We start from the raw sequence: 9,704 nt of genomic DNA on the forward strand, positions 1-9,704 counted from the left end.
CTGTTTCTTGAATCCTTTGCCAGCAAGCATTTCAAGACTTAACGGGAAAAGTCAGATCTACAATTAATTCATACTCTGTCAGTATCTCTTTAACTACTTCATAGTCAGATTCTTTTTTTTTACCTGTTCAATTAAACTGGATGGTAACAATTCTCTCAGTAGTGGCAACCAATAATTAAATGTATCATTTGCTGTGGACTCACTTACTCCAAACTGGATGCCCAAAAGTTGAAAAGTTGTCAGATGCCTCAGATATACTAAGGTTAAAATTATTTGTTCTTTGATAGATAGTTTTGGTTTACGACCTCCACCACCAGTAATAATTCTAACTTTTTTGGATTCTAACAACGCTTGTTTCTCATGGTGTAATTCTTCCGCATTATAGATTAATTGTTGTAACTGTTCATACTCCATACCAATTAATCGCTTTGTTTCTTTCCGATTCTCCTCAATGTGATTCAGTATATCACTCATGTTTTCGTGTTAAAAAAGTTCTTATGATGTTCTTTTACCACAAAATATACTATTTTGGAGATGTCTAATATATTAGGCTGCATCACTCAATCCCAAAGAAGGAACCAAAATTTGTCCGTTGTAACCTGCTTGGTTGTATTGTTCAAGGACATGAGTTGCAATACCTTTACTTTCACCTGCTCTAACTAAAGCTACACTTGCTCCCCCAAAGCCTGCACCCGTAAGCCTTGCGCCAAACACTCCTTCTGTTTTCTGCAAAATCTCTACCAACCTATCTAGGGCTGGTACTGAAACTTCATAATCATCTCGCAAGCTGGCGTGGGAAGCGTTCATCAATTCGCCAAAGCGCTCAGATGTTACTCCCTGCAATACTTCCAAGACGCGGTTATTTTCTGTAACTACATGACGGGCACGACGCTGTAGTGGTTCGGGTAATGCTTCTGTTAGATTAACAACAGTAATATCTCGTAATGCTTTCACTCCGAGCGATCGCGCCGCCTCTTCACACTCAGCCCGACGCTGGTTATAACCGCTACCCGCAAGTGTGCGGGGTACACCGCTATCAATAACCAAAATCTCCGCTTTATAAGGCAAAGGCATCACCCGGCGTTCTAAAGTCCGAGTATCTAAAAACAAGATATGTTCAGTATCAGCCAAACTAGAAGCCATCTGATCCATGATGCCGCATTGTACGCCAGCATATTGAATTTCTGCTTGCTGGGCGAACTGGGCGATTTCAACATCATCAATGGGAAGGTTCAGAAGTTGGCGTAATGCCCGGAGGGTTGCCACTTCCAAAGCGGCGCTGCTAGACAAACCCGAACCCATAGGAACCGACGATTTGACATGTACACAAAGCGACGGTATTGTATATCCTGCTTTTTGCAAAAGCTCAATACAGCCAAAAATATAACTGGCAAATCCAGACGGCCGATGATTGATATCTGAAATACTCACTTGCTCGTTGAGATTTTCCGAGTAAAAGTTATGCTGGCTATCGCTACTAAAACCTAGCTGTACCGTCGTACTTTGAGGAATCGCAGTTGGAAGAACGAACCCATCGTTATAGTCTGTATGCTCACCTAGTAAATTTACTCTTCCTGGCGCACTGGCTTGAGTTTCAGGTGGTTTACCGAATACTTGTTGAAAATCCATAATTTTTAATTGTACAAAGGTACTGGGCGTAACCTTCCTTCTACCTCAACGCTAGGAAAATTGGGATCAAAAGTCAGATTTTCCAACTTTCCATCCTTGAGAATCACAAAAGTATCTTCAACCTTTGCCCCTCGTAAACTGGGATTCCAAGCGACAGCAATGCCTTCTGTCAAAGTATCAGTAGTAGTTGGATTTGCTACGATTTCTCGCGCTAAATATCCAGTAGTTCCTCCCTGGTGATGTTCGCGGATGGCATTAGGAAATCCATGCTGTTCATAAGCTTGAGCTAGTGCGTGATAAACTGCATCAAGAGTGGTTCCAGGTTGGCACAAATTTAAAACTACTGCTTCTATTTCGCGCACATGGGAATGCAGTTCGGCCTGTTCGTCTGAGAGCTTACCAAAACAAACAAACCGAGTCAGATTTGCATACAAACCGTAACCTCTAGCGCAAAACACCAGCATCGCTTGCCGTCCAATTTGTTCTGCTGTGGCTGTAGCATGACGGTATAGTGGTAAACGTCTCTCACCCGCTACCAGTGTCAGCGCCGGATGTAAGCCTTTCGCCCATAATGCCTCTGCACCCGCACCCGCTAACTGATATTCTGTCCAAGTTGGCTTGGCGGCTTTGAGTACTTCTGTCATTGCCTGACTCGCTTTTTGCCCGATTTGGCGATATCGTTCTAATTCAGTTGACATCATTACCCGTTTATGTTTTTGCAGAGATTGGGGTAACGGCTGTTCTAAATTGGAGATGGGGCGATCGCGCTTCGCGTTGTCGCAGACATCGCTAATTACTTTTCCGCCACCAGTTGCATCACTAACAAAAGACTCACGGGCAGCATAATCAGCCCAAGGGTTGACATATACCTTAAAATTAGCAGGTAGTTCTTCATCCTGAAGACGCTGCGCTTCAATTTCATCAGTCAATACCCAAGCCTCGTCAGTAGTTACTAATACTTCTGCTACGCCAGTTTCGGCAGTCAGCAGCACGGTATTAGAAGCGCCAGCTGTCGCCCAGGCAAACCAGTCTGTACCGCGCAAACGCAGGGCTTGCACTTCGGCTTCACGCAAGGTTTGCCTGATTAACTCTAGTTTTTTGGAGACTTCCTCGTTCATACAAAATTAGTAACTACAGATGAATACAGACAATTATGAGATTCATCTGTGTTTATATGTGTATGTCTATGGTTTGAAAAAAATGTGGGCACGGTATTAATAAGGTGCGTTACGCTTTGCTAACGCACCCTACGCGTATTTCAAAAATCAAATATGAGTCCTATAGTTACTTCAGGTACTGGTATTTGATTTTTCACCTGGGCGTTCGGTAGCAGGAGGATACTTAACACTTTCTTCGACTCTATGGATCTCTGTGTTGGTTTGGTCTTCAGACAAGAGATCATCGGGGTTTAATGATTTATCAGCAGCATCATCAATTACTCCATTGGCATTGACATTGGGTTTATCAGAAGTGCCTTTATGGCTAGCATGTCCACTAGGCATAACTATTACCTCTTATTTTTATAACTAAACATTCCCAGCCTAAACTCTTTGGTTTGGAGAAATACACTATCAGAAGACTTATAGCAGAACTATCAGAATCTAGTCTGGAGTTATATAGATTTTTCGTGAGGTTACACCATTGCTTTGCTTTTCCAACATATTTTTATCATTATTAAAGTGAGATGCTATAACAGAAAAGTTAAAAACCGTCCCCCATTAGAAGGAACGGTTAAGACAGTTTGTAAACTAATTCAAGAACTGGATAAACACCAATAAATGGGTAGGTTTGTCAAGAAATTAAGTTGCAGTTTCAAACCCTGTCATACTGAAATCGGTTCTTCAATGTTTACCATTACAGCTTGTAGCTCCTTCGCTTTCTCCTCCGGTAAAGCATCATTGGCAAACATCCCTGCTGCGAGTTCAGTTCCCGCTAGGTACTTCAGCCTTTCGCTTGTCCGATATGGTGGAAAAAACTCGGCGTGTAAATGCGCTTCGGGATGGGTTAAACCGTCAGTTGGCGCTTGGAACCAAGCCATCAAGTAAGGAAATGGACGATTCCACAAGCCGTCATACTTGAGAGTGACGGTTTTTAACGCCTTAGCAAGTCCCCAACGTTGTTCTGGGGTAAGATCCATAAAAGTGCTAACTGGCTCTTTTGGTGCAATCCAAACTTCATAGGGGTAACGAGCGCATACCGGGACAAATGCGATCGCATACTCATCTTGATAAATAATTCGTTGATTGTCTGCAATTTCCTTCTGAATCAAGTCTTGCAGTAAACCCCGCCGATGTTTTTCATAATACTCCTGCTGCATTGACAGCATTCGCGCTGGCACAGGTGGGACGAAAGGATAAGCGTAAATTTGCCCGTGGGGATGGTGCAATGTTACACCCACCTCTACACCCTTGTTTTCAAATGGCAGCACGTACTGAATTTGGGGATTTGCTCCCAATACGCGGGTGCGATCGCCCCACACTTCTAAAAGCAAATCAAGGTGTTTCAGTTCCAAGGAACTAAGGGAAGCTTGGGCATTTTGAGCAAAAACCACCACTTCACACGCCCCATTAGCAGGCAATGTTTCCACAATACACTCCGGTGGGTTATGTGCCGCTTGAGCCATTGAGGGAAAACGGTTATCAAACACCGCCACATCATACTTACCTGGGGGAAGTTCTGTAGGAAACTCCGGGTTCGTAGTGGGTGCGAGGGGATTATACTCCGGGGGCGGCATGAAAGTCCGCCCTTGACGGTGAGAAGCGTAAGCAACCCATTCGCCGCGTAAAGGATGCCAGCGCAGGTGGGGGTTTGCCTGCACTGGTTCATTACTGGGGCTAGTGGCGATGATATTCTCGGCAATCGGGTATCGACTATATAAGGTCAGTGGGCGACCATCCGGCTTTAACAGCTTGTGGGAGTACATAATCCTTGTCCTGAAAGGGTCGCAGCGCGGATCGCCTCAATGGGGAATTTAGGCGTGCGATCGGCGTATAATAAACCGTTAGCTTCTTGAAAAGTATCTGTAAATTGGGTGTAGCAAAATCCGCTAAACAACTCGATATCATTAATCGTTTCGAGCAGAGTAGCGTATTTCATTTCTAGCTCGGAAATATTGGAGCAACGCTCATATCCCCAAGCTTTATCTGCATCGGGGTTATCAACAGGGGCATAGGCAATACCACCAAACTCAGTCAGCATCACTGGCTGTCCCTGATGCGGAAAGTTATCCAGTGTCAGGATGCGCCCTCCAGGACGTTTACGGTCAAACAAATCTGATAGCTTCACTTCTGGCCCATAGCGATGACCTAATCGTTGTGGGTGGGTGTCGTAGTCATGAATAGCTAGAATGTCTGTATCCGTACTTTCCCAGCCATCGTTAGCAATCACTGGGCGGCTCGGATCGAGAGTTTTTGTTAGGTGATACATTGCCAACACGTAGTTACGGTGAGCCGCAGTCTCAACCAAATTTGGAACTCCCCAGGATTCATTAAACGTTACCCAAGCTACGATACAGGGGTGACTGATATCCCGCTTAATCACCTCAGTCCACTCTCGCGTTGTGCGCTCCACTGCTTTCGGTGTGAAACGATATGCACTGGGCATCTCCTCCCATACTAACAACCCCAGCTTATCTGCCCAATATAAAAATCGCGGGTCTTCAATTTTCTGGTGCTTACGGACTCCGTTAAAACCCATTGTTTTGGTGAGTTCGACATCGCGCCGTAATGCCCCGTCGTCCGGTGGTGTCATTAGCGAATCGGGCCAGTAGCCTTGATCCAGAACTAAGCGCAAATAATAAGGACGACCATTGAGCATAAAGCGATCACGCTGTATCCCCACAGTCCGCATTGCTGTGTAGGATTTTACTTCATCCAAGAGTTGATCTTTATACCAAAGTTCAATATGGGCATCCATCAAAGTGGGCTTTTCTGGACTCCACAGCAATTCGTTGCGGTAGTCATCGATACCTGGGTCAGACAGAGAGATGCGGCGGCCAACTTCTCCGTTAAATACTTCATAAGTATCGTTGGCCAGCACGGTATTGCCAATGCTTAGTTTTACCTTGATTTGGATACCAGCAGGCGCATCACCTGCGATCGCAGCATAACAGCCAACTTCCCAGCGCTCGAAATCGGGACTCCACCGAATATGATCGATGTAAGTTCTACCCACACGCTCAATCCAGACTGTTTGCCAAATCCCAGTGGTGCGAGGATACCAAATACTGTGCGGTTCCAACTGCCAATCTTGCTTTCCTCTAGGCTTGGCGAGATCACAAGGATCATCTTGGGCCCAGACTGTGACTTTAGTTATCCCAGTGTCATTCAAAGCTGCGGTAATATCTAGCGTGAAAGGAGTATGCCCACCTTCATGCTCTGCTATATATTGACCATTGACCCACACACGGGCGCGATAGTCCACAGCCCCAAAGTGCAATAGTAATCTACCATCACCTTCAGGTGTTTCAAATTCCCGCTCATACCAGCAGTTTGCATGAAAACCTGTATCACCAATACCACTTTTGGTAGATTCGGGAGCGAAGGGAACTTGTATATGATGTGTCCAATCAGAGATATCGCCTGGTTGAATGCATCGCCCTTCATCATCAAATGCGAACTTCCACAGACCGTTTAAATTTAGCCAGTGCGATCGCTGTAACTGTGGACGTGGATACCCAGCTTCTGGCAAGCTAGAAATCCTTTGATTATCCGTATTAGAGGGTAGTTCAACTTTATGATTTTGTATATCCAACAATTTCATTAAAACCTCTTATGTTAAGTGCAATAGAACAAATTTTTTTGTGCCTTGGGTTTAGACTAAACTAGGCTGTTTTGAGACATTCCAGGAGTTTTTTTCTCCTTCCTCAGTAACTAATAGAACTTTATACCTGTACTTACATCACGCTATCGCTTAATAGTAAACATAAAGTGCATCAAGCGCCCTAGTGTTGGGCCCATAAAATTAGGTAGAGACTGTTAGTTCGTGACATTATGGCACACATATAGTGAATATTTGCCAAGTCGGCAGGAAAAAATTAGGTAAGCTGTTCTACATTTAAATTGCATATACTGGGCAGGCAAGATGCCTATCCCACAAGAGTTATGTTTAATTCGGTTATGAGAACTAACTGTATTGCACTATAACAACCCTGGAAGTTTTTTAACTAATTCTGGGGGGTTAAGTCAAGAGCAACTAACAAGACGTTCGATGAGCGCTCAGTCGAGTTGCGGCAAATTTTTTGGTCGAGTCTCTCCTGCAACATCCAGATCGGATAGCTTAGGGTTAGCGAGGCTGGGAACGTCGGAAACACCCGCTTCACTTTGGGGCTAAATCTCCGTTACAAAACTTAATTACGAATTATTTTAATCTCTCTATCACGAATTTGCGGGTAATTTTCAGAATCCGTGGTATCAATATCTGGCGAAAACTTTCATCTTGGCGGCAAAGGTAACACTCTTTACCTTCAGTAGTTTTATCACCTCTTACTATACTTATAATATCACAGTTTAGGCAGTGAACTGGCTTAAGAACCATTGCTGTATTTCTGATTCAGCATTTTACCTCACGACCGGAAAACTCTAGAAACTAATCACAGGTTTGCGCTATCAACCACAAAATAAAGCCGTATCTGTAAAGAGATTCCGATAATCTAAGTCTACAAAAACTGACAAACCAATTCCAGAAATGGTGCGCTATTATCGACGAACAATTGCAAAAGGCTACTGTTGAGAGTCCAATTTAAATTCGACTTTAACATGATGAATTGGCGAGGATAAGAAAATGGTTCAAAGTATAGGTAGAGTAACTAAATATACAGATACTGAGCTAAACCAATTTGCCGAAGACTTGAATCGAGACGGGATTTGTGTGATTCGCGGTCTTTTTGATAAAGAATTGATTAGCGAGTGGGCAGAAGCTTTTGAAAATTTATTTCGAGAGCGCCAAAATCAGTCAGGTGGGCTAGCTCCCCGTGAAATTGCCCGTTACTATCTAACATTGCCTTGGGTTTCCCCCTTTGCCAACGTGGAAGTTTTCGCCAATCCGGTGATTATGGGTGTGCTGGAGCGAGTATTTTTTCAGGAATATGTGATGGTTCAGATGGGAGTTGATCTGCCAGTACAAGGTTCGGATTATCAAGAAATTCACCGGGACTATCGCCCTTTGTTCACTGACCAAATAGTAACGCCACTCTACGCCCTTGCAGTCAACTTTCCCCTTGTGGAAGTAACGGCAGAAAACGGGCCGTTCCAGATGGCGCGTGGTACGCATATCTTGCCACGTGAAGAGGGATTAAGGAAAATTGCCACTGGTGAAATTCCGATGGAATCCTTTTATATGCAGCCAGGGGATGCGATGATTCGGACACCTTTGGCGCTGCACCGGGGTTCACCAAATCGAACTAACCAGCCAAGACCGATGGTAGTTATGGGCTATGCTATGCATTGGTTGCACACGCCGAAGGTGGATTTGACTCTCCAACAAGACTATTATCAGAGCCTACCAGAGAAGTTAAGGGAGATGATTCGGTGTCAGGTGGTGGAACAGTTGCCAAAGGAGAAGGTTGAAACTTACATAAATTTCAAGTACTAACGTTTAATACATCATTTTAGCCTTGACAGGCTACTACAATCATTAATTGCCTATTAGACATCTGGTGAAAATGAATGTAGAGACGTTGCATTGCAACGTCTCTACAAGGGTTTCAGGTAACGCATAATTAACTTCTGAAGATGTCTATTGCCTCTGGTAGTTGTTTTTACGATCGCACCTCTTCAAAATTTGAGTTAACACGCTATAGCGATCACCGAGATGTTAACTTATACCAATCCAGTCTACAAAGGCTATTTTGCCGATCCTTTTGTTTGGAAATTTGAGGGTGTATACTATGCGATCGGCACTGGTGCAGCCGAAGCGGAAGGAATGGTAGACGAAATAGCGGACGCGCTCAAGGTTGACTCCACTAACAAACTGCGTGTATTTCCTCTATTACGCTCCTTCGATTTCGTAAATTGGGATTTTGTAGATAACGCACTGTTGCGACCAGATCCCTCCCTTGGTGATAATTTTTGGGCCCCAGAAGTTGCTTATTGTAACGGCAAGTTCTACCTCTACTACTCTGTAGGACATGAGGACAAGAATCATCAGTTGCGTGTTGCTACAAGCGATACTCCTTTGGGCCCCTATAAAGATGTTGGTGAGCCACTTTTAGACCCGGAGTCTTGCTCCTTTGCCATCGACCCCCATCCGTTCCGTGATGATGATGGGCAGTGGTATCTATTTTACGCTCGTGATTTTTTAGACACTGAAGGCGGTGCGCGTACTGGTACTGCCCTCTTTGTAGATCGGCTCCAAGATATGACAAAACTCTGCGGTATTGGAAAAGTCGTCTTGCGGGCGCGTTCCGATTGGCAACGATTTTTAGCCAACCGCTTAATGTATGGTGAACATTTTGATTGGCATACCTTAGAAGGCCCCTGTGTCCGTAAGCATGGAGGCCGATATTATTGCTTATATAGCGGTGGGCGTTGGGAAACTGAGGACTACGGTGTAGATTATGGAGTTGCCGATAGTGTGATGGGGCCTTACTCTGATGTGGGTAACGAAACGGGGCCACGGGTGCTGCGGTCGCTTCTTGATCGTGTCAAAGGACCTGGACACAATTCAATCGTTGTGGGCCCTGATGGTCAGACTGAGTATATTGTCTACCATGCCTGGGCAGTGAATATGGATGCGCGGCGAATGTGCTTGGATAAACTCATTTGGACGCCAGATGGGCCATATTGCGAAGGCCCCACCTGGACACCACAGGCGATCGCCTGCAAATCAATTTGATTTCTAAGGATTAATTAGGAGAAGATTTTAGTATTTCCACTAGATCATTTGCTCAAAATTTTGTTGGCAAGATTATCGTGCAAATAATCTAATATGTCTGGACAACTACGCTATATCCAATAGTGGTCTCCTTGTGATAAACATCCATCTTTTTTGAGGTATGTTTAAAAACCTAAATAAAAATTGGATGGGAGCATCCAATTTCGGCGGATCTACTTTTTTAGATGAACCATATAGTAGAG

8 protein-coding genes are annotated in these 9,704 nt (G+C 44.3%); 2 read left to right on the plus strand and 6 right to left on the minus strand.

Features of this window, described 5'->3' with window-relative positions; all coding sequences use genetic code 11:
• Positions 1–93 precede the first annotated feature (93 nt).
• The 6 genes from VB740_RS34155 to VB740_RS34180 all read right to left on the minus strand — a co-directional run bounded on the left by VB740_RS34155 (position 94) and on the right by VB740_RS34180 (position 6,390).
• The gene (locus VB740_RS34155; RefSeq protein ID WP_323204251.1) at positions 94–474 is read right to left on the minus strand and encodes a transposase family protein; all 381 of its coding nucleotides are present in this window, start codon (positions 472–474) and stop codon (positions 94–96) included.
• A gap of 72 nt (positions 475–546) precedes the next feature.
• Positions 547–1,629, minus strand: a complete 1,083-nt coding sequence (galK, locus tag VB740_RS34160; RefSeq protein ID WP_323204252.1) for a galactokinase — start codon at positions 1,627–1,629, stop codon at positions 547–549.
• 5 nt (positions 1,630–1,634) lie between these two features.
• Positions 1,635–2,747 carry a M24 family metallopeptidase gene (locus VB740_RS34165; protein ID WP_323204253.1) on the minus strand — a complete coding sequence of 371 codons (1,113 nt, stop codon included), beginning with the start codon at positions 2,745–2,747 and terminating at the stop codon, positions 1,635–1,637.
• A 171-nt stretch (positions 2,748–2,918) separates the two neighbouring features.
• Entirely contained in the window at positions 2,919–3,131 is a 213-nt protein-coding gene (locus VB740_RS34170) for a hypothetical protein (protein ID WP_323204254.1), read from the minus strand.
• Positions 3,132–3,451: 320 nt separating this feature from the next.
• Positions 3,452–4,552, minus strand: a complete 1,101-nt coding sequence (gene galT / locus VB740_RS34175; protein ID WP_323204255.1) for a galactose-1-phosphate uridylyltransferase — start codon at positions 4,550–4,552, stop codon at positions 3,452–3,454.
• A complete protein-coding gene (locus tag VB740_RS34180; protein WP_323204256.1) occupies positions 4,531–6,390 on the minus strand; it encodes a glycoside hydrolase family 2 protein in 1,860 nt (619 codons plus the stop codon). The genes galT and VB740_RS34180 overlap by 22 nt, the downstream gene beginning before the upstream one ends.
• 1,020 nt (positions 6,391–7,410) lie before the next feature.
• On the opposite strand from VB740_RS34180, the gene VB740_RS34185 reads away from it, so the two are divergent.
• The gene (locus VB740_RS34185) at positions 7,411–8,220 is read left to right on the plus strand and encodes a phytanoyl-CoA dioxygenase family protein (RefSeq protein ID WP_323204257.1); all 810 of its coding nucleotides are present in this window, start codon (positions 7,411–7,413) and stop codon (positions 8,218–8,220) included.
• Positions 8,221–8,439: 219 nt separating this feature from the next.
• The gene (locus VB740_RS34190) at positions 8,440–9,462 is read left to right on the plus strand and encodes a glycoside hydrolase family 43 protein (protein ID WP_323204258.1); all 1,023 of its coding nucleotides are present in this window, start codon (positions 8,440–8,442) and stop codon (positions 9,460–9,462) included.
• Positions 9,463–9,704 lie beyond the last annotated feature (242 nt).

The sequence above is a fragment of the Nostoc sp. UHCC 0251 genome (assembly GCF_034932245.1).
GTDB lineage: Bacteria > Cyanobacteriota > Cyanobacteriia > Cyanobacteriales > Nostocaceae > Nostoc.

What these genes read in the sequence shown, in the direction of transcription:
- VB740_RS34155 (WP_323204251.1), bottom strand. Translation starts at nt 474, where the DNA reads ATGAGTGATATACTGAATCACATTGAGGAGAATCGGAAAGAAACAAAG.
- galK (WP_323204252.1), bottom strand. Translation starts at nt 1,629, where the DNA reads ATGGATTTTCAACAAGTATTCGGTAAACCACCTGAAACTCAAGCCAGT.
- VB740_RS34165 (WP_323204253.1), bottom strand. Translation starts at nt 2,747, where the DNA reads ATGAACGAGGAAGTCTCCAAAAAACTAGAGTTAATCAGGCAAACCTTG.
- VB740_RS34170 (WP_323204254.1), bottom strand. Translation starts at nt 3,131, where the DNA reads ATGCCTAGTGGACATGCTAGCCATAAAGGCACTTCTGATAAACCCAAT.
- galT (WP_323204255.1), bottom strand. Translation starts at nt 4,552, where the DNA reads ATGTACTCCCACAAGCTGTTAAAGCCGGATGGTCGCCCACTGACCTTA.
- VB740_RS34180 (WP_323204256.1), bottom strand. Translation starts at nt 6,390, where the DNA reads ATGAAATTGTTGGATATACAAAATCATAAAGTTGAACTACCCTCTAAT.
- VB740_RS34185 (WP_323204257.1), top strand. Translation starts at nt 7,411, where the DNA reads ATGGTTCAAAGTATAGGTAGAGTAACTAAATATACAGATACTGAGCTA.
- VB740_RS34190 (WP_323204258.1), top strand. Translation starts at nt 8,440, where the DNA reads ATGTTAACTTATACCAATCCAGTCTACAAAGGCTATTTTGCCGATCCT.